This is a genomic window from Clavibacter quasicaliforniensis (assembly GCF_051201715.1).
Taxonomy (GTDB): Bacteria; Actinomycetota; Actinomycetes; order Actinomycetales; family Microbacteriaceae; genus Clavibacter; species Clavibacter seminis.
On record NZ_CP139624.1, the window covers coordinates 196,711 to 221,847 of the forward strand.

General features: G+C 75.1%; 30 protein-coding genes. 19 read left to right on the plus strand and 11 right to left on the minus strand.

What is annotated here, in order from left to right; all coding sequences use genetic code 11:
- Positions 1–73: 73 nt before the first annotated feature.
- The 3 genes from NL142_RS00985 (at position 74) to NL142_RS00995 (ending at position 3,129) form a co-directional block, all read left to right on the plus strand.
- A complete protein-coding gene (locus tag NL142_RS00985; RefSeq protein ID WP_435080592.1) occupies positions 74–772 on the plus strand; it encodes a hypothetical protein in 699 nt (232 codons plus the stop codon).
- A gap of 180 nt (positions 773–952) precedes the next feature.
- Positions 953–1,648 (plus strand): YcnI family protein, encoded by a 696-nt coding sequence (locus NL142_RS00990; protein WP_435080593.1) that lies wholly within the window; start codon positions 953–955, stop codon positions 1,646–1,648.
- A complete protein-coding gene (locus NL142_RS00995) occupies positions 1,645–3,129 on the plus strand; it encodes a PepSY-associated TM helix domain-containing protein (protein ID WP_435080594.1) in 1,485 nt (494 codons plus the stop codon). The genes NL142_RS00990 and NL142_RS00995 overlap by 4 nt, the downstream gene beginning before the upstream one ends.
- 27 nt (positions 3,130–3,156) lie before the next feature.
- Here NL142_RS00995 and NL142_RS01000 read toward each other — a convergent pair whose 3' ends face one another.
- The 3 genes from NL142_RS01000 to NL142_RS01010 form a co-directional block, all read right to left on the minus strand.
- Positions 3,157–4,170, minus strand: a complete 1,014-nt coding sequence (locus NL142_RS01000) for a LacI family DNA-binding transcriptional regulator (protein WP_435080595.1) — start codon at positions 4,168–4,170, stop codon at positions 3,157–3,159.
- Positions 4,171–4,232: 62 nt separating this feature from the next.
- Positions 4,233–5,009, minus strand: coding sequence for a Pr6Pr family membrane protein (locus NL142_RS01005; RefSeq protein WP_435080596.1), 777 nt, complete (start codon positions 5,007–5,009; stop codon positions 4,233–4,235).
- A complete protein-coding gene (locus NL142_RS01010) occupies positions 5,006–6,205 on the minus strand; it encodes a glycosyltransferase family 4 protein (protein WP_435080597.1) in 1,200 nt (399 codons plus the stop codon). The genes NL142_RS01005 and NL142_RS01010 overlap by 4 nt, the downstream gene beginning before the upstream one ends.
- A gap of 208 nt (positions 6,206–6,413) precedes the next feature.
- On the opposite strand from NL142_RS01010, the gene NL142_RS01015 reads away from it, so the two are divergent.
- The 5 genes from NL142_RS01015 (at position 6,414) to NL142_RS01035 (ending at position 10,377) form a co-directional block, all read left to right on the plus strand.
- The gene (locus NL142_RS01015; protein ID WP_435080598.1) at positions 6,414–7,760 is read left to right on the plus strand and encodes a TRAP transporter large permease subunit; all 1,347 of its coding nucleotides are present in this window, start codon (positions 6,414–6,416) and stop codon (positions 7,758–7,760) included.
- Between the two features lie 73 nt (positions 7,761–7,833).
- Complete coding sequence (locus NL142_RS01020) at positions 7,834–8,112, plus strand: hypothetical protein (protein WP_119382563.1); 279 nt, start codon at positions 7,834–7,836, stop codon at positions 8,110–8,112.
- 44 nt (positions 8,113–8,156) lie between these two features.
- Positions 8,157–8,741 carry an RraA family protein gene (locus NL142_RS01025; protein WP_435080599.1) on the plus strand — a complete coding sequence of 195 codons (585 nt, stop codon included), beginning with the start codon at positions 8,157–8,159 and terminating at the stop codon, positions 8,739–8,741.
- A 27-nt stretch (positions 8,742–8,768) separates the two neighbouring features.
- On the plus strand, positions 8,769–9,548 hold the full coding sequence (locus tag NL142_RS01030) for an IclR family transcriptional regulator (protein WP_435080600.1): 780 nt from the start codon (positions 8,769–8,771) through the stop codon (positions 9,546–9,548).
- 43 nt (positions 9,549–9,591) lie between these two features.
- Positions 9,592–10,377: an NAD(P)-dependent oxidoreductase gene (locus tag NL142_RS01035; protein WP_435080601.1), complete on the plus strand. Its 786-nt coding sequence runs from the start codon at positions 9,592–9,594 to the stop codon at positions 10,375–10,377.
- A 17-nt stretch (positions 10,378–10,394) separates the two neighbouring features.
- On the opposite strand, the gene NL142_RS01040 is transcribed toward NL142_RS01035, so the two are convergent.
- On the minus strand, positions 10,395–10,646 hold the full coding sequence (locus NL142_RS01040) for a DUF4287 domain-containing protein (RefSeq protein WP_435080602.1): 252 nt from the start codon (positions 10,644–10,646) through the stop codon (positions 10,395–10,397).
- A 147-nt stretch (positions 10,647–10,793) separates the two neighbouring features.
- Here NL142_RS01040 and NL142_RS01045 point away from each other — a divergent pair, with 147 nt between their 5' ends.
- Positions 10,794–12,263 (plus strand): DHA2 family efflux MFS transporter permease subunit, encoded by a 1,470-nt coding sequence (locus tag NL142_RS01045; RefSeq protein ID WP_435080603.1) that lies wholly within the window; start codon positions 10,794–10,796, stop codon positions 12,261–12,263.
- A gap of 13 nt (positions 12,264–12,276) precedes the next feature.
- The gene (locus NL142_RS01050) at positions 12,277–12,690 is read left to right on the plus strand and encodes a hypothetical protein (protein ID WP_234424819.1); all 414 of its coding nucleotides are present in this window, start codon (positions 12,277–12,279) and stop codon (positions 12,688–12,690) included.
- A 67-nt stretch (positions 12,691–12,757) separates the two neighbouring features.
- Here NL142_RS01050 and NL142_RS01055 read toward each other — a convergent pair whose 3' ends face one another.
- From NL142_RS01055 to NL142_RS01070, 4 genes are all read right to left on the minus strand, one after another.
- Entirely contained in the window at positions 12,758–12,922 is a 165-nt protein-coding gene (locus NL142_RS01055; protein WP_160444565.1) for a hypothetical protein, read from the minus strand.
- A gap of 128 nt (positions 12,923–13,050) precedes the next feature.
- Positions 13,051–13,392, minus strand: coding sequence for a hypothetical protein (locus NL142_RS01060; RefSeq protein WP_087197184.1), 342 nt, complete (start codon positions 13,390–13,392; stop codon positions 13,051–13,053).
- A gap of 10 nt (positions 13,393–13,402) precedes the next feature.
- The gene (locus tag NL142_RS01065) at positions 13,403–14,050 is read right to left on the minus strand and encodes a MerR family transcriptional regulator (RefSeq protein ID WP_435080604.1); all 648 of its coding nucleotides are present in this window, start codon (positions 14,048–14,050) and stop codon (positions 13,403–13,405) included.
- Positions 14,051–14,245: 195 nt separating this feature from the next.
- The gene (locus NL142_RS01070) at positions 14,246–14,839 is read right to left on the minus strand and encodes a YdcF family protein (protein WP_435080605.1); all 594 of its coding nucleotides are present in this window, start codon (positions 14,837–14,839) and stop codon (positions 14,246–14,248) included.
- A gap of 178 nt (positions 14,840–15,017) precedes the next feature.
- On the opposite strand from NL142_RS01070, the gene NL142_RS01075 reads away from it, so the two are divergent.
- Genes NL142_RS01075 through NL142_RS01095 form a run of 5 tightly spaced genes read left to right on the plus strand, consistent with a single transcriptional unit; the run spans position 15,018 to position 17,603 of the window.
- A complete protein-coding gene (locus NL142_RS01075) occupies positions 15,018–15,542 on the plus strand; it encodes a fluoride efflux transporter FluC (RefSeq protein WP_435080606.1) in 525 nt (174 codons plus the stop codon).
- Positions 15,539–15,919: a fluoride efflux transporter FluC gene (locus NL142_RS01080; protein WP_079531030.1), complete on the plus strand. Its 381-nt coding sequence runs from the start codon at positions 15,539–15,541 to the stop codon at positions 15,917–15,919. Before NL142_RS01075 ends, NL142_RS01080 begins: the two co-directional genes overlap by 4 nt.
- On the plus strand, positions 15,916–16,398 hold the full coding sequence (locus NL142_RS01085; protein WP_435080607.1) for a GNAT family N-acetyltransferase: 483 nt from the start codon (positions 15,916–15,918) through the stop codon (positions 16,396–16,398). Before NL142_RS01080 ends, NL142_RS01085 begins: the two co-directional genes overlap by 4 nt.
- Positions 16,395–17,006, plus strand: a complete 612-nt coding sequence (locus tag NL142_RS01090; protein WP_435080608.1) for a class I SAM-dependent methyltransferase — start codon at positions 16,395–16,397, stop codon at positions 17,004–17,006. Before NL142_RS01085 ends, NL142_RS01090 begins: the two co-directional genes overlap by 4 nt.
- 9 nt (positions 17,007–17,015) lie before the next feature.
- Entirely contained in the window at positions 17,016–17,603 is a 588-nt protein-coding gene (locus NL142_RS01095; protein ID WP_435080609.1) for an NUDIX hydrolase, read from the plus strand.
- Positions 17,604–17,612: 9 nt separating this feature from the next.
- Here the strand turns inward: NL142_RS01095 and NL142_RS01100 are convergent, their stop codons facing one another.
- The 3 genes from NL142_RS01100 to NL142_RS01110 are packed head-to-tail and all read right to left on the minus strand — an operon-like array spanning position 17,613 to position 19,934.
- Positions 17,613–18,620 carry a D-alanine--D-alanine ligase family protein gene (locus NL142_RS01100; RefSeq protein ID WP_435080610.1) on the minus strand — a complete coding sequence of 336 codons (1,008 nt, stop codon included), beginning with the start codon at positions 18,618–18,620 and terminating at the stop codon, positions 17,613–17,615.
- Positions 18,621–18,666: 46 nt separating this feature from the next.
- Complete coding sequence (locus NL142_RS01105; RefSeq protein WP_435080611.1) at positions 18,667–19,377, minus strand: alpha/beta hydrolase; 711 nt, start codon at positions 19,375–19,377, stop codon at positions 18,667–18,669.
- 2 nt (positions 19,378–19,379) lie between these two features.
- Entirely contained in the window at positions 19,380–19,934 is a 555-nt protein-coding gene (locus tag NL142_RS01110; protein WP_435081619.1) for a dihydrofolate reductase family protein, read from the minus strand.
- 262 nt (positions 19,935–20,196) lie between these two features.
- Here NL142_RS01110 and NL142_RS01115 point away from each other — a divergent pair, with 262 nt between their 5' ends.
- The 4 genes from NL142_RS01115 to NL142_RS01130 are packed head-to-tail and all read left to right on the plus strand — an operon-like array spanning position 20,197 to position 24,976.
- Positions 20,197–21,540 carry a DUF3100 domain-containing protein gene (locus NL142_RS01115; RefSeq protein WP_435080612.1) on the plus strand — a complete coding sequence of 448 codons (1,344 nt, stop codon included), beginning with the start codon at positions 20,197–20,199 and terminating at the stop codon, positions 21,538–21,540.
- A complete protein-coding gene (locus NL142_RS01120; RefSeq protein ID WP_435080613.1) occupies positions 21,537–22,394 on the plus strand; it encodes a MurR/RpiR family transcriptional regulator in 858 nt (285 codons plus the stop codon). The genes NL142_RS01115 and NL142_RS01120 overlap by 4 nt, the downstream gene beginning before the upstream one ends.
- A gap of 60 nt (positions 22,395–22,454) precedes the next feature.
- The gene (locus NL142_RS01125; RefSeq protein WP_435080614.1) at positions 22,455–23,399 is read left to right on the plus strand and encodes an NAD(P)-dependent oxidoreductase; all 945 of its coding nucleotides are present in this window, start codon (positions 22,455–22,457) and stop codon (positions 23,397–23,399) included.
- Positions 23,396–24,976, plus strand: a complete 1,581-nt coding sequence (locus NL142_RS01130) for an aldehyde dehydrogenase family protein (RefSeq protein ID WP_435080615.1) — start codon at positions 23,396–23,398, stop codon at positions 24,974–24,976. The genes NL142_RS01125 and NL142_RS01130 overlap by 4 nt, the downstream gene beginning before the upstream one ends.
- The last annotated feature ends 161 nt before the right edge of the window (positions 24,977–25,137 follow it).

Here is a 25,137-nt window from a genome sequence, read left to right on the forward strand (position 1 = left end):
GCCGCCGTCGGGTCCCGGCGCGGCGCCATCCGGGCGCTCGCGTACCCTGGACCGGACGACCGGAGGGGGACGGGTGCAGGCACGGCAGGAGCGGACGCTGCGCGCCACGCTGTCCGCCTTCGTCTGCACGCTCGTCACGGCGACGCTGCACGCGGCGGCCGGCGGCGGGATCCCGCATCCGCTCGTCCTGGCGCTCGCCCTCGTGCTCGGCGTCGCGCTGTGCTTCGCGCTCGGCGGCCGCCGGGTAACGCTCGCGCACCTCGTGCTCGCGATCGGCGCGACCCAGGGCGTGCTGCACGCGGCGTTCACGTTCGGCGGATCGGCGATCGGGTCCGGCCCGGGATCCGGCATGGACATGGGCGGCGCGGCGTCCGCGTCCGCCGGGCACTCCCACGCGCACGCCGCCGCCGATGCCGCGCGCGCCCTCGCCGGGTCCTCCGCGATGGCCGGGATGCCCGCGGACCACGACGGCGCCATGCTTGTCGCCCACGTGATCGCCGGTCTCGTCAGCGTCTGCTCGCTCCGCGCGGGCGCCGACGCGCTCCGCCGGGTCGTGCGCGCCCTCGCCCTGCGGGTCGGTGGCGCGCTCACCGGAGCCCTCGGCGCGCTCGTCGGAGCGGCGGTCGCGCTGGCCGCCGCGCTCGCCGAGCCGGCCGCCGCACCCCGGCCGCGCCGGCTCGAGATCGACCTCCGTCCCGCGCGCCCGGTCGCGCTCCTCGCCGCGCGGATCCAGGGCCGCCGCGGCCCGCCGCTCGCCGCGCTCGCCGCCTGATCCGCGCCCGCCGCCGCTCCCTCGGAGCCCGGGCGCGGTCCCGCGCCGTCGCGCCGACCCGTCCCTCCCGCCTGCCGCGCACCCCGCGGCGGTGGTCGTGGGGGTCGTCGTCGCGCCGCCGCGCGCCTCCCGCACGCCCGGACAGCGCACGGACACCCGTGCCTCCACCGAAGGACAGCCATGCCCTCCCGCACCACATCCACCTCGCGCCGCGTCGTCGCCGGCGCCGCCGTCGGCCTCGCGCTCGCCCTGTCGGCACCGCTCGCCGCGTCCGCGCACGTCGAGCTCGACGCCTCCTCCACCGCCCCCGCCACGCTCAGCGTCCTGACCTTCGCGGTCGGCCACGGTTGCGAGGGATCCGCCACCACGTCGCTCGCGATCCGCTTCCCCGCTGACGTGCAGGCCGTCAAGCCGACCCTCGCGCCCGGCTGGTCGGTCGCCGAGCAGGAGGCGGCCGACGGCACGACCGTCACCTACACGGCCGACACCCCGCTGCCCGATGCCCTGCGCGCGACCGTGCAGGTCGAGGCGCTGCTGCCCGTCGACGGCGCGGCCGGGGACGTCGTGACGTTCCCGACGCTGCAGACCTGCGTCGCCGGATCCACCGACTGGGCCGAGACGCCCGCCGCGGGCACCGAGCCCGACCACCCGGCGCCGGCGATCACGCTGACCGACGCCGCGAGCGCGACCGGCAGCGGCATGGCCGGCATGGGCTCCTCGGCGACGGGCGCGGAGGCCCAGGCCGCCGCTCCCGCCGCCGCGCCGGTCGACCAGGTCGCCCGCCTCCTCGGCCTCGGCGCCCTCGTGGTGGGCGTCGTCGCCGTGATGCTCCTCACCATCGGCATGCGCCGCCCGCAGCAGGGCGGCCGTCGATGACCGCCGTGCACGACCGCGCGGACGCCGCCGGTCCCGCCGGGTCCGCCGACGCGCCCGCCGCGACGGACGCCTCCGCCGCGACCCCCGCGATCACCCGCCCGCAGCGCGGCTGGTTCCTCCCGCTGCTGCTGCGCCTGCACTTCCTCGCGGGGATCCTCGTGGGCCCGTTCATCCTCACCGCGGCCCTGAGCGGCGCGGCCTACGCCCTCGCGCCGACCGCCGAGCAGGTCGTCTACGCCCACGAGCTGCACGCGCCCGCGACGGGATCCACCGTGCCGCTCGCGCAGCAGGTCGAGGCCGCGGAGGCCGTGGTCGGCGGATCCGGCACGCTCGTCGCCGTCCGCCCCGCCCCCGCTCCGGGCGACACGACGCGCGTCATGTTCACGGGCGACGGCCTCATCCCGAGCCAGACCCGGGCGATCTTCGTGGATCCGGCCGACGCGTCCATCCGCGGCGACCTCCCCGTCTACGGCACGAGCGGCGCCCTGCCGCTGCGCACCGCGATCAGCGACTTCCACCGCAGGCTCGGGCTCGGCGATGCCGGCCGGCTCTACAGCGAGCTCGCCGCCAGCTGGCTCGGCATCGTGACGCTCGCGGGCCTCGGCCTGTGGATCGCGCGCTGGCGCCGGTCGCCACGGAAGCGCGACCTCGTGCGACCCGACGGGAAGGCCACCGGCTACCGGCGGATCCTCTCCTGGCACGCGTCGACGGGCGTGTGGCTGGTCGCGGGCGCGATGTTCCTGTCGGCCACGGGCATCACGTGGTCGCAGTTCGGCGGGCAGAACGTGACCGACCTCCGCGCCGCCCTCAGCTGGCAGACGCCGACCCTCACGACCGCGCTCCCGGGGGCGGGTGCGGGCGCGGTCTCCGCGGCGGATCCGCACGCCGGCCACCACGCGTCCGCCGCGCCCTCGACGACGCCCGCCGTGGATCCCGCGACCTTCGACGAGGTCCTGCGCGTCGCTCGCGGCGTCAACGTGAACACGGGCCTGGTGGAGATCACGCCGCCGAAGGACGCGAGCACAGCCTGGACGGTGAGCGAGATCCAGCGCAGCTTCCCGACCGAGGTCGACCAGGTGGCCGTCGACGGCAGCACGCTCCAGGTCGTGGGCCGCACCGACTTCGCCGACTACCCGCTGCCCGCGAAGCTCGCGCGCTGGGGGATCGACACGCACCAGGGATCCATGTTCGGGCTCCCGAACCAGCTGCTCCTCGCGGTGACCGCGCTCGGCATCGCCGCGATGGTCGTCTTCGGCTACCTGATGTGGTGGAAGCGTCGCCCGGGCGTCGCGCGACCGGGCCGTCCGGCTCCCGCGGGCGCGCTCGTGCGGGCACCGTGGTGGGGGATCGCGGCGGTCGTCGCGGTCGGCGTCGGCGTGGGGCTGTTCCTGCCGCTCGTCGGGATCCCGCTGGTCGGCTTCGTGCTGCTCGACGCGCTGATCACCGCCGCGCGCGTGCACCGGGCGGGAGCTCCCATCTGAGCGCAGTCGGTGCCGGTCGCCCACGACTCAGCGGGCGGCCGGCGCCGGCCCGGTCGACGCCGCCACGTGCAGCAGGCACGGCAGGAGCGCGTGCGGCAGCTCCGTCGCCGTGCCGTCGAGCCGCGCGAGCAGCATCTCGACGGCGAGCCGGCCGAGCTCCGGGCCCGGCGCGTCCATGGTGCTGAGGGCCGGCTCGACGAGCGCGCCCACCTCGGTGGACGACGCGAGCGACAGGATCGAGACGTCGTCCGGCACCCGCCGCCCCGCCGCGTCGAGTCCCGAGATGAGGCCGCGCGCCGCCTGGTCGTTGAGCAGCATGACCGCCGTGATCCCCGGATCCGCCGCCAGCAGCTCGCCCGCCGCCGCACGCCCGCCCACCGGCGTCGGCGCGCACCTGGCGACCGCGCCGCCGAGCCCGCGGGCCGCCGTCTCCTGCAGGAACGCCCGCTCGGTGCGCGTCGTCGGCCCGTACCCCCGCAGCGGCCCGCGCTCGAGGTCCTCCACCATGAGCCCGAACCTGCGGTGGCCGAGGGCCTGCAGGTGGTCGATCCCGTCGGCGACGGTCCGCTCGAAGTCCATGTCGACGAAGGGCAGGTCGTGCGTGTCCGCGGTGCGCCCGATGGAGACGAACGGCACGTCGAGCGCCGCGAGCTCGCTGATGCGCGAGTCGTCCATGCGCACCTCCATCACGATGGCGCCGTCGACCAGACGGCCGCTCACGAGGTCGGACACGTCGTCGGGCGACGTGCCCGTGGGCCAGAGCACGAGGTGGTACCCGAGCTCGGACGCGCGCGTGGCGGCGCTCATGAAGATCTCGAGGGCGATGCGGCTGAGGCGCTGCACGTCGGCGGGGAACAGCAGCGCGACGATCCGGGTGCGCTTGCTGGCGAGCGCGCGGGCCACGACGTTGTTGCGGTAGCCGAGCTCCTGCATCGCCTCGGTGACGGCGCGGCGCGTGGGCTCGGAGACGGCCTTGGTGCCGTTGACGACGAAGGAGACCGTGGCGATCGAGACCCCCGCGCGCGCGGCGACCTCTCGCATGGTCGGGATGGCGGCTCCTCGGGTTCGGGCGGCGCCGGGCGGGCGATCGGCCGGGCGCGTGCTCAGCGTATAGCGGGCGTCGCGCGGCGGTGCGGGTCGGTCGGGGCGCGGAACCGCGAGACGAGGATGAGCGCGCCCGTGATCGCGCAGACGGCGATCGTGAGGCCGACCACGTACGCGGCGACCGTGCCGTACCCGCCGGGCGACGAGTCCGGGTTCAGGAACCCGTACGGGTAGTAGGTGGCGGTCTGGAAGACCTCGTCGCCGGTGAACGGGCCGCGGGCGAGCGTGACGAGGATCCACGCGAGGGGGAACGCGATGACGCGGCCGATGGCGCCCGCGCGGAGCGGACGGCGGTCGGGCGCGAGGATCCAGTCGAGCAGCACGATCAGGGGCACGGCGACGTGCACGATCTGGTCGGCCCAGTCGAGCTTCAGCGGCTCCGGCTGGGGCTGGCCGCGCAGCAGCAGGTTCCAGACGATGCCGGTGATGACGAGGTAGACGGTGGACGCGAGCCGCAGCGTGACCCAGCCGACCCCCGGATCCGCCGCGCGGCCCCGCGCCAGCCGCACGCCGCCGACGACCAGCACGACCGCGCCGAGCAGGTTCGCGTCGACGGTGAAGAACAGGGCGAAGTCGAGCGACTTCCCGGCGAAGCCGGTGATGCCGAGGTCCTGCCAGTAGGCGTAGTTGACGTGGTATTGGGCGACGACGCCGATGACGGCGGCGATCGCGGTGGCGATGCGGACGACGGAGAAGAGGATGCGCACGGATGAGGTTCCCACGATCTCGCCCCCGCCGCCGACGGGCGCCCCCGGTCGCGCGGTCGTGCGGCTCACGCCGGGGCCGATCCGCGTCGGGCGCCGGCCACGCGACGGCAGGCCTCCTCGACGCCGCGGGCGTGCGCGGCGGGGGCGACCTCGGCCGCGAGGTGCCTGGCCTCGCGGGCGGGCCCGTCGAGCGGGCGCCGGTCGGCGGCCAGGCGGAGGATCGACGCGGCCAGCCCCTCCGCGTCCGTGTCGTCGGCGAGCAGCGCCGCCCCGCCGAACTCCGCGGCGAGGACGGGGTCGCTGACGAGCGCCGGGCGCCCCTCCGCGAAGGCCTCCATGGCGATCATCGGCTGGTTGTCGAAGCCGAGCGAGGTGATCACGGCCGCGTGCGCCCCGCGGAGGAGCGCGGTCACCGTGGCGGTCGACACGCGGCCGTGCACCGTGACGCCGGGTGGGACGGCGCCGCGCGGCCGGCCGCCGGCGAGATCGAGGTGCACGGCGTCCGGCCCGGACAGCTCGGCGACCAGCCCCATCGCCTCGAGCATCACGTCGAGCCGCTTCTCGGGCGCGAACCGCGCCGCCCAGACGAGCCGCAGCGCGCCGCTCGCGGGGAGCTCGGCGGACGCCCCGCGCGCGGTGCAGCTCGTGTTCGAGAGCACCTCGACGGCGGGCAGGCCCGCGCGGCGCAGCGCGACGGCCTGGTGCGCGGAGGGCGACAGCACGAGGTCGGCCTCGCGGCAGACGGCGAGGGTCATGCCGCGGAGGGCGCTGTCGAGGCGGCGCGGGGCGAGCTGCACCTGGGGACCCGGCAGCCCGGTCATCGCGCGGTGGACGGCCGTGACGGCGGGTGCGAGGAACCCGCCCCAGGCCGGGCCGCGCAGGAAGAAGGTGTGGACGGTGTGCAGCGTCGGGATCCCCCGCTCGCGCCCGAGCCGCAGGGCGGTCGCCGCGAGCCCGTGCTCGGAGTGCGTGAGGACGAGGTCGGTGCCGGACCGGTCCATCAGCGCGCCGAGGTCGCGGCGGGTGGCGGCGTCGGCGCGGATCACCGGCAGGCCGAGGAGGGGCACGGGCAGGGTGGGCGCGACGTCGTAGAGGGCGACGCCCGTCCCGTGCAGCTCGCGGACGGAGGTCGCGTCGGGTGCCGCGACGGTGACCGCGTGGCCCGCGCGCGCGAGCGCGAGCGCCTGCTGGACGACGGCCGTCTGGGCCCCACCGAGGTAGGAGAAGGCGTAGTCCATCACGAGGAGGGGTCGGAGGGTGTTCATCGCGGCTGACGCTAACCGCCCGCGAGGAGAAGCGGCGGACGCCTGGGGAGACCCGGCCGGGTCGGGATGATCCGCGCGCGCGGGCGGCGGATCCGGTAGGGCGGCGCGCGCCGTCCTTGACATCCCGCCCGCCTGCCCGCATGCTCGTCAAAACGAACTTTCAGTCCGCACAGCGAACTGCACCACTCAATGGAGAGCGGAGATACACATGGGGTTGGCTGTCTGGGCCCTCATCTCGTACATCGGGATCATCGTCGTCTGGAGCGTCGCGCTGAAGCGCGGCATCGGCGAGGCGATGGTCGTCGGGTTCCTCGTCGTCTGCGCGTTCGGCGGCGGGGAGTTCCCCCGCCTCGTGCTCGCGGGCATGCAGGCGGCCTTCGACCAGGAGATCGTCTTCGCGGCGCTCGCCTTCACGTTCATCGGCTTCCTGCTCGCCTCGACCGGCGTGATCGACCGGCAGGTGGACCTCCTCAACTCGCTGCTCGGCCGCCTCCGCGGCGGGGCAGGGTACGTGGCCACGGTCGGGTCGGCGCTGTTCGGCGCGGTCGCGCACTCGGGATCCGCCAACGCCGCGACCATGGGCTCCGTCGCGATCCCGTGGATGAAGCGCTCGAACTGGCCGCCGCACGTCGCCGCCACGCTCGTCGCCGGCAACGCGGGCAACGGCACGGTCATCCCGCCGAGCGCGTCGTTCTTCATCCTCATCGGCACCGCGACGGTCGCGCCCTACGTCTCCATCGACGAGCTGCTGCTCGCGATGTTCGCGGCCGCGGCCTGGTGCATCCTCTGGCGGCTGGTCGTCGTCTTCTACTTCGTGCGCAAATACAAGATCGGCCGGGTGTCAGCCGCCGACATCCTGCCGTTCGGCCGCAGCTTCAGACAGGGCTGGTCGTCGCTCCTGGTGTTCCTCGGGATCGTGATCCCGGTGCTCGTCACCCTCGGGCCGACCGGCGAGTCGCTCACGGGCGTGCTCGGCGAGGAGGTGATGGAGTCCATCAGCATCATCGTCTGGATCCCCGTGCTCCTCGGCCTCTTCGCCGCCGCGCTCGGCTGGCGCCGCCTGCCCAGGTCCGGCCGCGAGTGGTACGGCTTCGTCGCGAAGACCGCGCCCCGCTACCGCGACATCGGCGCGACCCTCGTGTTCGCCTTCGCCGGCGGCGCCGTGCTCACGGAGCTCGGCCTCGCGGAGCAGCTGTCCAGCGTGCTCAACGGCCTGGACGCGTCGCCCGTCGCGATGTCGATCATCGTCGCCGTCATGGTGGTGCTCGTCGCCGGGCCGCTCAGCTCGACGGCCACCATCGCGACCATCGGCGGCATCGGGTTCAGCGTGCTCGTGGCCTCCGGGGTGGATCCCGTGCTCGCCGCCTGCGTCGTGCTCGTCGCCGCCTCGACCGAGGGCGCGTCCCCGCCCGGGGCGTCGGCGATCTACATCGCCACCGGCATCGCTCAGGTGAACCCGGTGAAGACGTTCGTGCCGCTCATCGTGCTGTACGTGCTGCCGATCCTCGCCATCGCGGCCCTCATCGGGCCCGGCTGGCTCCCGGTGCCGCACTGATGCGCGCTGCCCGCGGCTCGGCCGCGCATCCCCGTCCCGTCCCCGCCCGCACGACCGCCCCGAGGAGGAGCTGATGAGCGAAGAGAAGCCCCCCGCCGAGACCACCCACGGCCCGGCCCGCCTGCGCGCCATCCGCGTGATGACCGCCGTCTTCGTCGCCCTGCTCGTGCTGATGCTCGTGCTCGGCACGGTGCTCGTGCTCCTGCAGGTCGTCGGCCTCGTGGTCGTCGACGGCGGCCTGATCACGGGCGCATCCGCCGCGCTCAGCCCCTGGACCTTCGGCGTCGCCGGGGTGCTCGGGATCTGGACCCTCCTGCTCTCCTACGTCCACGGCTGGAAGCCCGCCGACTAGGCGGCCCGGCCCACCCGCATCACCACAGGAAGAAGAGGAACGTCATGTCGGACGCATCGACCCTCGGGCGGCTCGCCGCCCTCCCCGTCGCCAACGTGGGCGACTCCATGGACAGGCTCGGCGTGGTCGACGCCGGGATCCACGCGGTCTGGCGCGGCGCGCGCGTCGCCGGCCCCGCCTTCACGGTCGAGGTCGCGGGCGGCGACAACGCGGGGATCCACGAGGCGCTGGGGCGGCTGCGCCCCGGCGACGTGCTCGTCGTCAACGGCCACGGCCTGCGCGACCGCGCGCTCGTCGGCGAGCTCATCGGCGAGCGGCTGCGCTCCGCCGGCTGCGCGGGCATCGTGATCGACGGGGCCCTCCGCGACGTCGACGACCTGGAGGAGATGGGCTTCCCCGCCTTCGCCCGGGCCGTCACACCCGCCGGCCCGTATCGCAACGGGCCGTTCCGGATCCAGGTCCCGGTCGCCATCGGGACCGTGGTGGTGATGCCGGGCGACATCGTGCTCGGCGACGCCGACGGGCTCGCGATCGTGCCCGCCGCCGAGGCCGACGCGGTCGCCGACCGGGCCGAGGTCAAGCACGCCGACGAGTCCGCGACCCGGGCGTCGATCATCGCCGCGCGATGACACCCGCCGCCTGGGACGATGGGGCACATGCCAGACACCCCATCGGACACCCCCTCGACCGCCGCGGAGACGTCGTCGTCGACCGTCCGGAGCGTCGACCGGGCGCTGGACCTGCTCGAGCTGCTCGAGCGCGGCGACGGGCCGCTGCGGCTCGTCGAGCTGAGCCGCGGATCGGGCCTGCAGAACGCGACCGTGCTGCGGATCCTCGGGTCGCTGCAGCGCCGCGGCTGGGTGACGGTCGAGCACGGCGAGTACCGCGTGGGGCCGGCGGCCCTGGGGATCGCGAACGGGTTCCTCACGACCGACCGGCTGAGCGGTCGCGCCCGACCCGTGCTGCAGCAGCTCGCGGACAGCACGCGGCTGACGGCGTCGCTGTACGTGCGGATCGGCGAGGAGCGGATCCTCACGGTGCGCGTCGACGGCGAGGACCCGCTGCGGTACCAGCTGCCGCTCGGGCGGCGGCTCCCGCTGCACGTGGGGGCGGGGAAGAACATCCTCGCGGCCTTCCCGGAGGCCGAGCGCGAGCGGGTGCTCGCCCGGATCGGGAGCACCGACACGGCCGGCGGCGCGAGCGTCTCGGTCGACGAGCTGAGGACGCAGCTCGAGGTCGTGCGTCGGGACGGCTTCCACGTCTCGATCGACGAGCGGGAGACGGGCGTCGCGGCGGTGAGCGTCCCGATCCACGACCGGAGCGGGGAGGTCGTCGCGGCGATCTCGACCTCCGGGCCGTCCGAGAGCATCACGCGCGCGCGCCTCGAGGCGCGCGTGCCGGAACTGCGCCGAGCGGCAGCGGCCGTGGAGCGGTAGACGCCGGGTCGCGACGCGCGGCCGGCAGAGGAGGAGACGCACGATGAGGACAGCGTTCATCGGACTCGGCGAGGCCGGAGCGATCTACGCGGCAGCGGCCGCGGCCCACGGCGACGATGTCGCCGGCTTCGACCCGGCCGCCCCCACCACGCCGGAGGGCGTCGAGCGGTCCGCCACGCTGGCCGAGGCCGTCGCGGGTGCCGACCTCGTGGTCGTGCTCACGGGCGCGGCCCTCAGCGAGCGCATCGCCGCCGACGCCGCACCCCACCTCGGCGCCGACGCCGTCTACGCGGACTTCACGACGGCGTCGCCGCAGGTCATGGCGCGCGTCGAGCAGGTGGTGCAGGGCGCCGGCGCGCGCTTCGCCGACGTCGCGATCCTCGGGCCGGTGCCGACCAAGGGCGCGCGGACCGAGACGATCGTCAGCGGATCCGCCGCCCGGGACGTCGAGGCGTACCTCGTCTCCCTCGGCGCGGAGGTCGAGCGGATCGACGGGCCGGCGGGCGAGGCGACCAGCCGCAAGCTCCTCCGCAGCGTGTTGATGAAGAGCCTCGCGGCCGTCGTGGTCGAGGCGGTCACGGCGGGGCGCGCGGCCGGATGCGAGGACTGGGTGCGCGACCAGATCGCGGGCCAGCTCTCGGGCGACGTGGCCGCGAAGATCGAGCGATACGAGACCGGCAGCCGCAAGCACGCCGTGCGGCGCGGGCACGAGATGGAGTCGGTGGTCGAGCACCTCGGCGCGCTCGGGGTGCCCGCCGAGATGTCGGCGGCGTCGGTGCGGTTCCTGGGGCGGCTCGCCGCCGAGGAGCGGGAGGCCGGACGGGCCTAGCCCGACCGCGGTGCGCGTCAGGCGGAGCGCGCCGCCTTGACGAACGCGACGACCGCGTTGGCGTGCCCGTGCCCGAGGCCGTGCTCGGCCTTCAGCCAGGCGACCACCTGCATGTGCGGCTCGGCGTCGAGGCGCACGTCGGCGAGGTCGATCCAGTGCTGGACAGGCTGCCCGTACGTCGTCTCGATGCTCGGGAAGTAGGAGGCGGGCCCCTTCGCCTTCTGCCCGTCGGGCGGCGGGGGCGGGGCGACGATGCCGTGCGGGCTCATGCTGCGACGGTACCGGCGGCGTGCCGTCGCGGCCAGGGCGGGTGTCCGGTCCTGCACGTGATCCGACCCTGTCGGCCTTCACTAGGAAGTGCTACTATCCAGCTGTTCGACCACCACCTCGTCCACCACCTCATCGATGGGAAACCGATGTCTCGCGACCTTGCAGAGCGACCGCCCCGCGGAGTGGTCCTCGCCGTCACCGCCGCCTCCCTGCCGATGTTCATGGCAGCCCTCGACAGCCTGGTCATGACCTTCGCGCTGCCGATCATCAAGCAGGACCTCGACGCGACCGTCGAGCAGCTGCAGTGGTTCGTCAACTCGTACAGCGTGGTGTTCACCGCGTTCATGCTCCCCGTCGCTGCGCTCGGCGACCGGATCGGCCGCCGCCGGGTGTTCCTCGCCGGCGTCGCGCTCTTCACGCTCGCGTCGATGGGCGCGGCGCTCTCCACGAGCTCCGACATGCTCATCGCCATGCGCGCGCTGCAGGGCCTCGGGGCCGCGGGGATCGTCCCGCTCTCGCTCGCGCTCGTCTCCGCATCCACCACGCCGAAGGTCCGGCCGATCGCGATCGGCGTGTGGGGCGGCGTCAACGGCCTCGGCATCGCGGCGGGGCCCATCATCGGCGGCGCCGTCGTGGAGGGCTTCACCTGGCCCGGCATCTTCTGGCTCAACGTGCCCATCGGCGTCGTGACCATCGCGCTCGTGGCGCTCGCGCTGCGGGAGTCGAAGGGCACCGGCCTCGGGTTCGACGGCGCCGGATCCGTCCTCGGCATCGTGTTCACGCTCCCGCTCATCTGGGCGGTCGTCGAGGGGGAGGAGCGCGGCTGGTCGGCCCCGGAGATCATCGGCGCGTTCGCCGTCTCCGGCGCGGGTCTCGCCGCCTTCATCTGGCACGAGCACCGGAGCCCGCGGGCGTTCCTCCCGCTGCGCTTCTTCCGCGAGCGGGCGTTCGCGCTCGCCAACGTGGGCGGGCTCCTGTTCAGCGCCGGCGTCTTCGGCGCGATCTTCCTGCTCAGCCAGTTCCTGCAGGTGTCGATGGGCTACGGCGCGCTCGAGGCCGGCCTCCGCGCGGCGCCGTGGACGCTCGCGCCCATGGTCGTCGCGCCGCTCAGCGGCTTCATCGTGCAGCGGTTCGGCGTGAAGCCCGTGCTCATCACGGGGCTGGCGTTGCAGGCGGGCGCGATCCTCGTCATCGCCTCCCTGGTGGAGGCGCAGACCGAGTACGGCACCGTCGTGGTCCCGATGGTCGTCGCGGGCGTCGGCATGGGGCTCACCCTCGCGCCGCTCGCCAACGCGGTGCTCGTGGGGCGCCGGGACTCCGAGCACGGGATCGCGTCGAGCGTGAACAGCACGCTCCGCCAGCTCGGCATGGCCGTCGGCATCGCCCTGGCCACCGCGATCTTCGTCGGCAACGGCGACTACCTGCCCGGCCAGCCCTTCGTGGACGGGATGCGCCCCGCGCTCATCACGTGCGGGATCATCACGGGCGTGGGCGCCATCGCGATGTTCGCCCTGCCGCGCACCGCCAGGTCCGCGGCCGCACCGACCCCGAGCAGCACCGGAGGCGACGCCGTCGCCGACCCGGCCCGGCCCGCACGCGCGGGCGCCACCGTGTGATGGAGGAACGACCATGCCGATGATCCCCTGGACCTCCGGGCCCGCATCCCGCACCGCGTCCGCGTCCGCCTCCGCAGAGGTCGTGATCATGGCGTCGCGGTTCGAGCTGACGACCGTGCGCGCGGTGCCGGCGTTCTTCGTCCACTCCATCAAGGCGTGGCTCCAGGCGCGTCGCGCGGCGGGCAACGTCGGGGTCGCGCTCCAGGCCCTGCCGCTCAAGCGGGAGTTCTGGACGCTGTCCGCGTGGGAGTCGAAGGAGGCGATCTACGCCTACGCGCGCCAGGAGCCGCACGCCACGGCGCAGCGGAGCCAGACGGCGAGCATGAGGTCGAGCGTGTTCGTCTTCTGGGAGGCGCCGAAGGCATCGCTCCCCGCCGAGTGGCCGGAGGCGCGCACGCGCGTGCACGCGCGGCTCGCGGAGCGGTAGCGCGCGACGGGCACGGGAGAGGGGCGGCGGGCATCGGCTCGCCGCCCCTCTCCCGTGCGTTCGCGGATCAGGCGGGCACGGCGTCCGAGGGAGCCGCCGCCGGGGCCGCCGCCGCCCGCGCCGCGAGGAGGGTGCGGGCCGCGCGCGTGCCGGACGTGAAGCCGGCCTCGTGGGATCCGATGACGTCCCAGCCGAGGTCGGACGAGTGGAAGTACGAGCCCGCGAGCGCCACGCGGTCGCTCGTGGTGAGCCGGTGGACCCCCCTCTGCAGCTGCCGGAGCGGCAGGTCGATGATCGGGTGCTGGACCCGGTGGTCGGCGATGACGTGCTCGGGCGCGATCTCGCCCGCCTAGTCGAGGGTCACGACGTAGTCGCCGCCGACTCGAAGCCCTGCAGCTTGTTGAGGTACCAGGCCACGTACGGCACGGGCCCGTCCGCGCCCTCGGCGTCGCCCGCCGCCGTGGTGACGGTGAGCGCGTAGCCGACGTGCCCGCCGCGGACGGCCGTGGCGACCACGGCGTCGCGCGTCACGAGCGCGCGGGCGACGCGGCCGGCGGCGACGTGATCCTCGAGGGCGCCGCAGCAGATCCGGGGCGTGTAGAGGAGGTGCGGGCCGGCGCGGATCGCGCGCTCGAGCACATTGACCGGCCGGACCCCGCGGCGGGAGCGCTCGACGGCCTGCGCGAAGCCGGCGGGGCGCATGCCGAGCCGGTCAGGCCTCGCCGCGCTCCATGGTGAGGCCCTTCTCGTGGTGCGCGACGCGGCGGAGGGCGAGCAGCACGGGCTCGTAGAGCGCCGTGCCCAGCACCGCGAACTCCACGGCGCCCTGCGGGTCCGACCACGGGACGCGCGAGAAGTCGGCGTCCGCGATGTCCCGCACCGCGTCGACGTAGGTGCGGATCTGCGACTCGTCGAGCGGGATCCCCGCCTCCTCCGCGAGCTCCAGGGCGCGATCGAGCTGCGCGACGGGCACGGAGTCGGCGGTGTGCTGCACGCCCAGGCGGTCCAGCAGGGCCTCGGTCGCCGCGGTGGAGCGCGCCGGGGCGGCCTCCCCGGCGGCGGAGCTCGAGCGGTCCCCGGTGGGGAGCGCGGCCGTGGCCTTCCGCATCGCGCCCACCACGCTCTGGTCGGGATCCGCGACGAGGTCGAGGATCGTCCCCGCCTGCTCGATGGTGACGCCGACCACGTGGATGAGGCCGCGGACGAGGCGCAGCCGGGCCAGGTGGGTCTCGTCGAACGCGGTGCGGCGGGCGTTGACCTTGACGCCCGGGTGGAGCAGCCCCTCGCGCAGGTAGTACTTGATGGTGGCGACGGAGCAGCCGGATCGTTCGGCGAGCTCGGATATGGGCAGGGCGGTCATCCTCGAATGATAGGGAAACTATCTACAGGGCGCCCGAGAGGACGTCACGCGGACATCACGGACGTGCGTCGCCGGCCATTCCCGGCCTGTTTCCGCAGGTTGCGGGAATGCGCGCACCGCATCCCGCGTCGTCCCTGTGGAAAATCCCAACACTCCTGCGTGTTCCGAGCGGCGCGTGGATATCCCGCCGTTCCGCTATGCCCAGCCCCAGCGCTTCAGCAGGAGCACGACGAGCACGGTCGGCTTCATCCACGGCACCTCGCCCACGCGGTACTCCTCGGCGCGCGCGAGGCGTTCGGCGAGGTCCGGCCGCAGCTCCCGGAGGTAGGGGCGGGCCTTCGCGGCGTGCACGGAGTCGGAGACGATGCGGATGGTGTCGGCGTCCTCGAGGAACGGGATCGCGTTGGCGATGTTCTCGCGGGTGCTGGTGCTCCTGTCCTCGAGGACGAGCGGGCCCCGGTAGCCGAGCTCGTCGCGGGCGTACCTGGCGAGGATCCGCGCCTCGGGCTCGGTGCCCATCACCGATCCGCCGCAGAGGATGAGGGTGCTCGAGGTGGCGCGCGGATCCATCGAGCGCAGGCCCGCCCGGACCCGGTACCGGTTGATGGCGTTGGCGCGCGGACCGCGGTTGCCGTAGCCCAGCACCACGATCGCCTCGCGGCCGGTCTCGGTGCCCGGCCGGCGGGGGTCGAGCCCGCGCGTGCTGGCCAGGCGGTGCGCGACCTCGCTGGCGACGAAGGCGACCGCGGCGGAGGCTCCGGCGGCGACGAGCAGGGGGCGGGTCCGCATCCGCCCAGGCTACGCGCGGGATCCGCCCGGCCCCCGTGGTTCAATGGTCCCGCCTCCTGCGGGAGGGGCCTCCCGCGGGAGGCACGGCGGTGGGGCTCGCCGTACCCGAACCTCGACACCCTCGTCGACGACAGTCCCTGTCTCTTGGCTAGCCATGCCATCCGAGATGGGAGACCCCATGACCGACCACCCGCAGCACCTCGACGGCGTGCCCCTCGACAGCGTGCCCCTCGACAGCGACGTCGAGGTGGACGACGATCCGGGTCGCCCGGTCCACCTCCGCTGGTCGTCCCTCGGCCTCGTGGCGCTCGGCGGCGCCGTCGGCACGGGGATCCGCGAGGCGCTCGCTCTCACCTGGCCCGCGCCGGCCGGGGGCATACCCGTGACGATCCTCCTGATCAACGTGGTCGGTGCCTTCGTGCTCGGTGCGCTGCTGGAGTCGCTCGCCCGCCGCGGGCCCGACGAGGGCAGGCGCCGCGCGATCCGCCTCCTGGTGGGCACGGGCGTGCTCGGCGGCTTCACCACCTACAGCTCGCTCGCGACCGACGCGGCGTCGCTCACGGGATCCGCGCTCGGCGTCGCGCTCGCGTACGCGGGGCTCTCGCTCGTGGTGGGCGCCGCGGCGTCCGTCGCGGGGATCGCCGCGGGCGCCGCGATCCACCGCCGCACCGCGGCCGGCCGCGCGACGGGGGCGGCGTCGTGACCGGCCCCCTCGTGTTCGCGCTGATCTGCGTGGCCGGCGGCATCGGCTCCGCCCTCCGTCTGCTCCTCGACGGCGCCATCCGCGGCCGCCTCGGCGCCGCGTACCCGTGGGGCACCACGGTCATCAACGTCACCGGATCCCTCGGGCTCGGCCTCCTCACGGGCGCCGCCGCGCAGGCGGGCCTCCCGCATGACCTCCTCCTCATCCTCGGCGGCGGCCTCATGGGCGGATACACGACCTTCAGCACCGCGAGCCTCGAGACGGTGCGGCTCGCCCAGGCCGGCCGGGTCGGCGCGGCGCTCGCGAACGGCGTCGGGATGCTCGTCGTCTGCGTCGCGGCGGCGGGCCTCGGGATCGCGGTGGGCGGGGCGCTGTGACGGCCCTCGCGCCCGTGGGCGCCGCGGAGGTCGAGGCGCTGCACGCGTTCCTCGCGGCGGCGGACCTCACGGTCACCGGGCTCGACGACCCGGGCGTGCGGCTCTGGATCCAGCGCGACGCCGACGGCCGCATCACCGGCAGCACCGGGTTCGAGCTCAGCGCGGACCGGCGGCACGTGCTGATCCGCAGCGTCGCGGTCGCGGCGGGACTGCGGTCCGCGGGCCTCGGCTCCACGCTCGCCCGGCACGCGCTCGCCGAGGCTGCGGCCGCCGGCGCCGAGCGCGCATGGCTGTTCTCGCGGAGGTCCGGTCCGTTCTGGCGGGGCCTCGGCTTCCAGGAGGCCGATCGCGACGCGCTCGCCGCCGCGCTGCCCGACGCCCGCCAGGTCGTCGCGTTCCGCGCGAGCGGTCAGCTGGCGCGCGAGGTCGCGTGGTCGCGGCCGCTCCGGGCGGCTGAGGATCCGGAGCGCCGAGCGTGACGGGCCAGGTCGGCGACGCCTACGCCGCGCGCGCCGCCGAGTACGCGGAGCACCTCGGCACCCTCGACGCGGTGCACCCCGCTGACCTCGCGCTCGTCACGACGTGGGCCGACGGGATCGCGGGCCCGGTGCTCGACGCCGGCTGCGGACCCGGCCACTGGACCGCGCACCTCGCCTCCCGCGGCCTCGATGCGCGCGGCGTGGACCTCGTGCCCGCCTTCGTCGCGCATGCCCGCGCCGCGCATCCGGGCATCCCGTTCGGGGTCGGCGACCTGGATGCGCTCGACGCCCGTGACGCCGCGTTCGGCGGCGCGCTGGCCTGGTACTCGCTCGTCCACCACGCGCCCGACCGCGTCGCCGTGCCGCTCGCCGGGCTCGCGCGGGTCGTCCGGCCGGGCGGCGGCCTGCTCCTCGGGGCGTTCGCCGGCACGGCCACCGAGCCGTTCGACCACGCCGTGACGCGCGCGTGGCGCTGGGAGCCGGATGAGCTGGCCGCGCGGATCGGCGCCGCGGGCTTCGAGGTGGACGAGCTGCACACGCGCACGTCGTCGGCGCAGCGGCCGCACCTCGCGGTCGTCGCGCGCCGCCCCGCGGACTCCCCCGCCTAGGCTCGCCGGATGAGCAGTGCGGAACCCCATCCCGACCCCGAGCTCGTCTGGGCCACCACCGGCCGCCGCGACCTGCACCGCGGCCGCGTCGTCCTCGTCGAGCACGACGTGCTGCTGCCCGGCGGGTCCGCGTCGCGCTACGAGGTCGACGAGAGCGTGCCGTTCGCGGTCGCGACGCTCGTGATCGACGGCGACGCCGTGATCCTCTCGCGCCAGTACCGGCACCCGCTCGGCCGGTGGATCCTCGACCTCCCCGGCGGCGCGGGCGACGCCTCCGAGCAGCCCGCCGACGCCGCCCGCCGCGAGCTCGAGGAGGAGCTCGGCCTGGTCGCGCCCGACCTCATCCCGCTGCGGACCTACGCCGTGAACCCCGGCCGCGCGTCCTGGCCCGTGCACGTCTTCGCCTGCACGGCCCCGACCGCGGCGGGCGTCGCCGACCGCTCCGACCCGTCCGAGCAGGTGCGCCTCGTCCGCATGCCCGTCGCGGAGCTCGACGCGCTCATCGCGGCGGGCGGCATCGAGGACCCGACCCTGCTGATCGCCCGCGCGGCCGCCGCCGAGCAGGGGCTGCTGCCGCCCGTGGCGCCGGCGCGGTAGCCGGACCGGTCAGCCCGCGCGCCCACCCAGGGCTACCCGCGCGATCCGCTCGCACAGCTCCGCGTACCCGATGCCGACGGCCGCCGCCGACTGCGGCAGGAGGCTCGTCGCGGTGAGGCCGGGCAGGCTGTTGGCCTCGATGATCCAGAGGGCGCCCGCGTCGTCGAGGCGGAAGTCGGAGCGGCTGTACCCGGCGAGCCGGAGGATCCGGTGGGCGGCCAACGCCGCCGCGCGCGCCTCCTCCGCGACCGCGTCGGGCAGGTCGGCCGGGAACGTCTCCGCTATCGCGCCCGCCTGGTACTTCGCGGCGTAGGTGAACGCCTCGTCCACGGGCACGCCGATCTCGCCCACCGCGAGCGCCTCGCCGTCGAGCACGCCGGCCGTCAGCTCGCGGCCGCGCACGAACCGCTCGACCATGACGGTCCCGTGCAGCCGGGCGAGCTCGAGCGCGGCGGGCAGCTCCGCGGCGGCGCGCACCACGGAGAGCCCGACGGTGGATCCCTGCCCGGTCGGCTTCACGACCACCGGGAACCCGAGGGCCGGCTCGACCGCATCCGGCTCCGGGTCGATCAGCCAGTCGGGCGTCCGCACGCCGCCGGCGCGCAGCAGCGTCTTGGCGACGTCCTTGTCCATCGCGAGCGCGCTGCCGAGGGAGCCGGATCCCGTGAACGGGATGCCCGCGAGCTCGAGGAGGGCCTGCAGGCGGCCGTCCTCGCCGGATCCGCCGTGCAGCGCGAGGAACACCAGGTCGCTGTCGCGGAGGTCGGCCGGCAGGCGCAGCACGGCGCCGGATCCGCCCGCGCTCGCGGTGGCCAGCTCCGCGGACGTCGGCGGGCGGAGGCCGACGTCGGGCGTGAGGATCCCCGCCTCCGCGGCGGCGTCCAGCGCCCCGCGCGCGGTGTCGACCGCGACCACCTCGTGCCCGAGCTCCCGGAGGGCCGGGACGACCTGCGCGGCGCTGGCGATGGAGACGTCGCGCTCCTCGCTCTCGCCGCCGAAGAGCACAGAGATCCGCATCCGGCGACCCTATCGGCGGGCCGCGCGGCGGAGCGTCGCGCCGCGCTCAGCCGCGCGGGAGCGCCGCGATCGCGTCGACCACGAGGTCGGGCCGCGTGAGGAACGGGTGGTGGCCCGTCGGCAGCTCCACGGCACGCGTCGCGCGGGCGGCGTGCGCCCGCTGCAGCTCGACGGAGGTGCTGCGGTCGTCCGCGCACACCAGGTACGTGGAGTCGACGCCCCGCCAGCCGGCCGCCGTGGTCGGCGTGACGAACGCCCCCGCCGCCTGCCGCGTCACGCGCGCCCAGGCCTCCCGCTGGGTGGCGGGATCCGCGTCCTGCAGGAAGCGCGCGCCGAACGACGCGACGTCGAGCCCGGCCACCCGGAGCGCCCCGTCGCCCCCGTCCTCGAGGGTGACGGGGTCCGCCTCGCCGCCCAGGATCACCGCCTGCGCCTGCCCCACGTCGGGCAGGTAGGAGGAGATGAGCACGAGGTGCGCGACGGCCGCGTGCGGGCCCGCCTCCGCGATCACGGTGCCGCCGTAGGAGTGGCCGACGACGATCGCCTGGCCGTCGTCGATCCCGTCGAGCGCGCGCCGCAGCGCCGCCGCGTCCGCGACGAGGCCGCCCGCCATCTCGCCCGCGGTCGTCTCGCCGCAGGACGGCAGCGCCAGCGCGCGGCTGCGGATCCCGGTCCGCTCGCGCAGCAGCTCCGCCGTCGCTCCCCACCACCAGGCGCCGTCGCGCACCAGGGCGCCGTGCACGAAGACCAGCTCCATCGTCAGCTCCCCTCGTCGCGCAGCGCGTAGGTGAGCAGGGCGTTGCCCGCGCTCGTGATCTCGGAGCGCCGCAGCTCCAGCCGCGTCACCGGATCGCTCGGCTCGAACAGGCGACGGCCGGCGCCCGCGACGACCGGGTGGATCATCAGGGTCAGCTCGTCGAGCACCCCCGCGAACAGCAGCTGGCGTACCAGGGAGATGCTCGCGAAGACGCCGACGTCGCCGCCGTCCGTGCGCTTCAGGTCCGCGAGCGCCTGCACGACGTCGCCCTCGATGAGGGTCGCGTTCCAGCCGAGCCCGCCGGCGAGCGTCCGTGACGCGACGAGCTTCTCGATCGGGTTGATGAAGGCGCCGAACGGGTCGTCCGCGGGCGCTGCCGGCCAGTACGAGGACCACTCCTCGTAGCCGTGCCGCCCGAGCACGGCGGTGGTCACCGTCTCCATGAGGCGGGTCATCCCGGCTCCGAGCTCGGCGTCGAAGCTGTCGAACTGGAACAGGTTCGGCGCCTCCACGACGCCGTCCACGGACGCGAACAGTCCTGCGGTGAGTCGTCGCACGGGCTCCTCCTCGAGCTTGCGGGTGTGGTCGCCATGATCCGCGCCGCGTGGCCCCGCGTAAAGGGGCGCGCGCACGGGGGCTTCTCCGGCTCGCGTTCACACGGCCGCAACACGGGCGCATCGCCGCGGAAACGCGTGCTGCCTAGTGTCGTGTGCAACGGCGATTGCAGGGCTCGTCCTCCGCGACGGGGATTGCAGGAACCGTTCCGCATCGATCCGCCGCGCCGGCCTCCCGCCGGCGCACCTCGCGAAGGGACCGCCCATGACCACGACCGTCGGAGAGAGGACGAGGTCCGTCGTCGGCCTCCGCGGCGTCGCGCCGGTGGCCGTCGCCGCCCTCGTGATCGCGCTCGTCGCCCAGGTGATCGGGTCACGGACCCTGCCGCTCGGATCCGCCTCCATCGTCTTCTTCCCGATGGTGTGGGGCCTCCTCGTCGCCGCCGCCCTGTCCTTCCAGCGGATCCGACCGGTCGGCCTCGGCTTCCAGCGCATCGCGAACGCGTTCGTGGGCGTCGCCGTGCTGTTCCTCGTCGCGCGGCTCGCCTTCAACATCGGGCCGAACATCCCCACGCTGCTCCAGGCCGGACCCGCGCTGCTGCTGCAGGAGATCGGCCACCTGCTCGGCACGGTCGCGCTCGCGCTACCGCTCGCCGTGCTGCTGCGGATGGGCAAGGCCACCATCGGCGCGACCTTCTCGCTCGACCGCGAGCCCGCCTTCGCGATGGTGAGCGAGAAGTACGGGCCGGACTCCGACCAGTACCGCGGCGTGCTCGCCATGTACGTGTTCGGCACGCTGTTCGGCGCGGTCTACATCACGCTGCTGACCTCGCTCGTGGCGTCGGCCGACGTGTTCGACCCGCTGGCGCTCGCGATGGGCGCGGGCGTCGGATCCGGGTCGATGATGGCCGCGTCGACCGCCAGCATCATCGCCGCGTACCCCGGCCAGCAGGACGCGATCCTCGGCATCGCGGCGGTCTCGAACCTCATCACCACGGTCCTCGGCGTGTACGTAGGCATCTACGTGGCGCTGCCGCTCGCCGACCGGTTCTACCGGTTCCTCACGCGGAAGCAGGCGGCGGCCGAGGCCGCGTCCGGTCCCGCGCCGGTCTCCGCCGCTACCGAGGAGTCGAACCGCGCCTTCCGGGAGCGCGTCGCCGAGGCGGCGGCGCCCGTGGACATCCGGCCGTGGATCACGATCCCGATCCTCGCCGTCGTGGGCATCGGCACCGCGTCGATCTTCGCGGGCGGCGTGAGCTGGTCCATCGTCGGCGGCTACGCGATCCTCATCGCCCTGCTGCTGGTGAGCCAGCTGCTGGCGAAGGTGACGCGCAAGGTGTCCGCGATCGTCTTCGTCACCACCATCGGGGCGCTCGCCTCCAGCCCGTACTCGCCCATCGGCGCCGAGCTGACCTCCGTCGTCACCTCCATCGACTTCCTCTCGATCGCGTGCGCCACCCTCACGTTCGCGGGCCTCAGCCTCGGCAAGGACGCGGCGCTGCTGAAGACGGTCGGCTGGCGCATCGTGCCCGTCGGGCTCGTCGCCATCACGGCGTCGTTCCTGCTCTCGGCCGTCATCGCCGAGTTCGCGCTCGGGTTCTGGGCGTGAGCGCCGCGGATCCGCTCGCCGACTGGCTCGACGAGCTCGAGCCGACGAAGGGGCACACGCCCTCGCACGCCCGCATCGCGCGCGTGCTCCTCGAGAACCAGCAGCTCGCGTCGTACTCCGAGATCGCCGAGATCGCCCAGCGGGCCGAGGTCAACGCCAGCACCGTGGTGCGGTTCGCGCAGGCCCTCGGCTTCCGCGGCTGGCCCGAGCTGCAGCAGGAGCTGCGGATGCGGTACCTCGCCACGCTCACGTCGGAGGAGACCCTGCGCGAGCACCCGGCCGAGGCGGTGGGGGCCGTGCACGCGTCCATCCAGCGCGACGTCGCGAACCTCCATCGGGCGCTCGAGTCCATCGACCCGTCGGAGGGCGACGCGGCCGTCCGGGCGCTGGCCTCGGCTGGGCGGATCCTCGTGGTCGGCATGGGCTCGTTCGGCGCGCCGGCGTCGATCCTCGCGCACCTCGGATCCGTGATGGGCTACCCCATCTCCTTCGAGGGCCGGGGCGGCGCCCACCTCGCGGCCGCCATGACCGGGCTCGGCGCGGACGACGTGCTCGTGGTCGTGAGCCTGTGGCGTCCGATGCGCGACGTGGTCGCCGCGGCGACCGCGGCCGGCGCGGCGGGCACGACCGTCGTCGCCATCACCGACATGCGCAGCGGCCGCCTCGCCGCCACCGCCGACCACGTGCTCGTCGTGCCCAGCGAGGGCGTCTCGTTCCTGCAGTCCACGACCGCGACCACGTCGGTCGTCTACGGCCTGCTCAGCGGCATGGAGTCGGCGCACCCCGACCGCAGCCGAGCAGCCCTCCGCCGCACGCAGGAGCTGTGGCAGCAGCTCGGCACCTTCACGGGCTGACGCGCCCGTCCGCATCCCACCCGCTTCGACCCGCCGCACCTCGCGGCACCGGAAGGACCCATGAGCCCCACCGACCCGCTCGACCCCACCAACCCGCGGCGCATCGGCGTCGTCGGGCTCGGATCCATGGGCGGCGCCATGGCGGCGTCCCTCGCCGGCCGCGGCTGGGACGTCGTCGGCTGCGACCCGTCCGCGGCGGCGCGCGAGGCGGCGGAGGCGCGCGGCCTCGCCACGGTCGCCGGCGTGTCCGCCCTCGCCGGGATCCCGTACGTCGTGCTCTCGCTGCCGTCCGCGCGCGTGGTCGAGGCGACGGTGCCCGCGCTCCTCGCCGTGCCCGGCACCGTGGCCGTCGTCGACACCACCACCTCCGAGCCCGGCACGAGCGCCGCCATGGCCGCGCTCGCGGCCGCGCACGGCGCCGCGTTCGTCGACGCCCCGGTCTCCGGCGGCAACACGGGCGCGGCCGCGGGCACGCTGGCGTCCTTCGTCGGCGGATCCGTGGAGGCCGTCGACGCCGCCCGCCCCGTCCTCGACGCGCTCACCTCCGGCGGGTGGCGCCACGTCGGCCCCGCCGGATCCGGGAACGTCGTCAAGCTCCTCAACAACATGCTCGTCTCGGTCAACCTGCTCGCGGTCGCGGAGGCGATGGACGTCGCGGCGGCCCACGGGATCGACCTCGACACCGCGGTTGCCGCGCTCAACACGGCCACCGGCGCGAGCACGGTCAGCCAGCGGATGTTCCCGGACCAGATCCTCAACGGCCGCTTCGGCTCCGGCTTCGCGCTGGGCCTCATGGCCCGCGACGTGGCGCTCGCGCACGACGTGGCCCGCGCGACCGGCGCCACCCCCGGCCTCTTCGCCGAGACGGACGCGCGCTGGCAGCAGGCGCTCGCCGCCCTCGGCCCGCAGGCCGACTTCGTCGCCGCCACCTCCACATTCACCACGGCGACCAGCGCCCTGGATCCCGCGCAGCTCCCCTCCCGGAAGGACGACACCGCCTCATGACCGCCACCGCCCCGACCTCCCGCACGCCGCTCCTCGACGCCGTCGACCCTGCTGCGCACCCCGCCGAGCGGGCCCGCGCCCTCATCGCGCACGCGTTCCCGGATGGCATCGGCACGTGGGCCGACGGGCGCGTGCACCCGGGCGACGGCCCGGCCATCGACCTCGTCGACGCCGCGACGGGCGATCTCGTCACGAGCTACGCGGATCCGGGGGCCGAGGGCGCCGAGACCGCCCTCGCCGCCGCGACCCGCGGGGCGCGCACGTGGGGCGCGATGGATCCCTACGACCGGGCCGCGATCCTCCGCGACGTCGCGCGCGCCATCGGCGAGCACCAGGAGGAGCTCGCCGTGCTCGAGACGGTGACGACCGGCAAGCCGATCCGCGACGCCCGCGTCGAGGCCGGCCGCGTGGCGCAGATGTTCGGCTACTACGCCGGCTGGGCCGACAAGGTCACCGGTCAGACCATCCCCGTCCCCGGCGACTGGCTCACCTACACGACGCGCGTGCCCTGGGGCGTCGTGGTCGCGGTCACGCCGTGGAACTCGCCGCTGTTCACCGCCGGATGGAACTCGTCCGCTCCGCTCGCCGCCGGCAACGCCGTGATCCTCAAGCCCAGCGAGCACACGCCGCTCAGCACGATCCGCCTGGCGCAGCTCGCCGAGGAGGCCGGCCTGCCCGCGGGCGTGCTCTCGGTCGCGGTCGGCGCAGGCACGACGGTCGGCGCCGCGCTCAGCACGGACCGCCGCGTGGGGAAGCTGAGCTTCATCGGATCCGTGCCCGTCGGCCGCACGGTCGCGCAGGCGGCGGCGGGCGCCGGGATCCCCGTCGTGCTCGAGCTCGGCGGCAAGAGCGCCAACATCGTGTTCGCCGACGCGGACCTCGACCAGGCCGCGCGCGGCGCAGTGAGCGCCGTGTTCTCGGGCGCCGGTCAGTCGTGCGTGGCCGGATCCCGCCTGCTGGTGGAGCGCGGCGTGCACGACGAGCTCGTGGCGCGCATCGTCGCCCACGTCGACGCGCTCCGGCTCGGCGACCCGCTCGACCCCGACACCGAGATCGGCCCGATCATCTCCCGCCGCCAGGTCGGCGTCATCCGCTCGCTCATCCGGGCGGGCCAGGAGGACGGCGCGCGCCGCCTCTCCGGCGCGACCCCGGCGGCCGCGGTCGCCGACGGCGCGCTCGCGGACGGCAGCTGGATCATGCCCACGATCCTCGACGGCGTCGAGCCCGGCCACCGGCTGGAGACGACCGAGGTCTTCGGCCCCGTCCTCGGCGTCTCCGTCTTCGACACGGAGGAGGAGGTGGTCGCGCGCGCGAACGCCACGGGCTTCGGCCTCGCGGGCGCCGTCTGGACCTCCGACGTGTCGCGCGCGCACCGCGTGGCCGCGGCCGTGGACGCCGGGACGTTCTGGATCAACGCCTACAAGTCCATCCACGTGGCCGTGCCGTTCGGCGGCTTCGGGGAGTCCGGGCACGGGCGCTCGTCGGGCCCGGGCGTGCTCGACGAGTACACGCAGCAGAAGGCCGTGTGGGTGCCGACGACGGCACCGGCCGCGCCCTTCCCGTCGATGCGCGGCTAGCCGGCGGCGCGCGCTCCCGGAGCGGCCCGCCCGAGGGGACGGGCCGCTCCGCTGACGGACGCGTTGCAGGTTAACCGCTTTACAGGCACGGTCGCGCGGTGTTAGCGTCGCCGCCATCGGGTCAGCGACGACGCCACCCGGATGCGTGCGAGCTGCGGATC

What these genes read in the sequence shown, in the direction of transcription:
- NL142_RS01045 (WP_435080603.1), top strand. Translation starts at nt 10,794, where the DNA reads ATGTCTCGCGACCTTGCAGAGCGACCGCCCCGCGGAGTGGTCCTCGCC.
- NL142_RS01070 (WP_435080605.1), bottom strand. Translation starts at nt 14,839, where the DNA reads ATGCGGACCCGCCCCCTGCTCGTCGCCGCCGGAGCCTCCGCCGCGGTC.
- NL142_RS01010 (WP_435080597.1), bottom strand. Translation starts at nt 6,205, where the DNA reads ATGAACACCCTCCGACCCCTCCTCGTGATGGACTACGCCTTCTCCTAC.
- NL142_RS00995 (WP_435080594.1), top strand. Translation starts at nt 1,645, where the DNA reads ATGACCGCCGTGCACGACCGCGCGGACGCCGCCGGTCCCGCCGGGTCC.
- NL142_RS01105 (WP_435080611.1), bottom strand. Translation starts at nt 19,377, where the DNA reads ATGGAGCTGGTCTTCGTGCACGGCGCCCTGGTGCGCGACGGCGCCTGG.
- NL142_RS01035 (WP_435080601.1), top strand. Translation starts at nt 9,592, where the DNA reads ATGAGGACAGCGTTCATCGGACTCGGCGAGGCCGGAGCGATCTACGCG.
- NL142_RS01075 (WP_435080606.1), top strand. Translation starts at nt 15,018, where the DNA reads ATGACCGACCACCCGCAGCACCTCGACGGCGTGCCCCTCGACAGCGTG.
- NL142_RS01025 (WP_435080599.1), top strand. Translation starts at nt 8,157, where the DNA reads ATGTCGGACGCATCGACCCTCGGGCGGCTCGCCGCCCTCCCCGTCGCC.
- NL142_RS01095 (WP_435080609.1), top strand. Translation starts at nt 17,016, where the DNA reads ATGAGCAGTGCGGAACCCCATCCCGACCCCGAGCTCGTCTGGGCCACC.
- NL142_RS01000 (WP_435080595.1), bottom strand. Translation starts at nt 4,170, where the DNA reads ATGCGAGAGGTCGCCGCGCGCGCGGGGGTCTCGATCGCCACGGTCTCC.
- NL142_RS01115 (WP_435080612.1), top strand. Translation starts at nt 20,197, where the DNA reads ATGACCACGACCGTCGGAGAGAGGACGAGGTCCGTCGTCGGCCTCCGC.
- NL142_RS01040 (WP_435080602.1), bottom strand. Translation starts at nt 10,646, where the DNA reads ATGAGCCCGCACGGCATCGTCGCCCCGCCCCCGCCGCCCGACGGGCAG.
- NL142_RS01065 (WP_435080604.1), bottom strand. Translation starts at nt 14,050, where the DNA reads ATGACCGCCCTGCCCATATCCGAGCTCGCCGAACGATCCGGCTGCTCC.
- NL142_RS01100 (WP_435080610.1), bottom strand. Translation starts at nt 18,620, where the DNA reads ATGCGGATCTCTGTGCTCTTCGGCGGCGAGAGCGAGGAGCGCGACGTC.
- NL142_RS01130 (WP_435080615.1), top strand. Translation starts at nt 23,396, where the DNA reads ATGACCGCCACCGCCCCGACCTCCCGCACGCCGCTCCTCGACGCCGTC.
- NL142_RS01050 (WP_234424819.1), top strand. Translation starts at nt 12,277, where the DNA reads ATGCCGATGATCCCCTGGACCTCCGGGCCCGCATCCCGCACCGCGTCC.
- NL142_RS00990 (WP_435080593.1), top strand. Translation starts at nt 953, where the DNA reads ATGCCCTCCCGCACCACATCCACCTCGCGCCGCGTCGTCGCCGGCGCC.
- NL142_RS01125 (WP_435080614.1), top strand. Translation starts at nt 22,455, where the DNA reads ATGAGCCCCACCGACCCGCTCGACCCCACCAACCCGCGGCGCATCGGC.
- NL142_RS01030 (WP_435080600.1), top strand. Translation starts at nt 8,769, where the DNA reads ATGCCAGACACCCCATCGGACACCCCCTCGACCGCCGCGGAGACGTCG.
- NL142_RS01020 (WP_119382563.1), top strand. Translation starts at nt 7,834, where the DNA reads ATGAGCGAAGAGAAGCCCCCCGCCGAGACCACCCACGGCCCGGCCCGC.
- NL142_RS01015 (WP_435080598.1), top strand. Translation starts at nt 6,414, where the DNA reads ATGGGGTTGGCTGTCTGGGCCCTCATCTCGTACATCGGGATCATCGTC.
- NL142_RS01060 (WP_087197184.1), bottom strand. Translation starts at nt 13,392, where the DNA reads ATGCGCCCCGCCGGCTTCGCGCAGGCCGTCGAGCGCTCCCGCCGCGGG.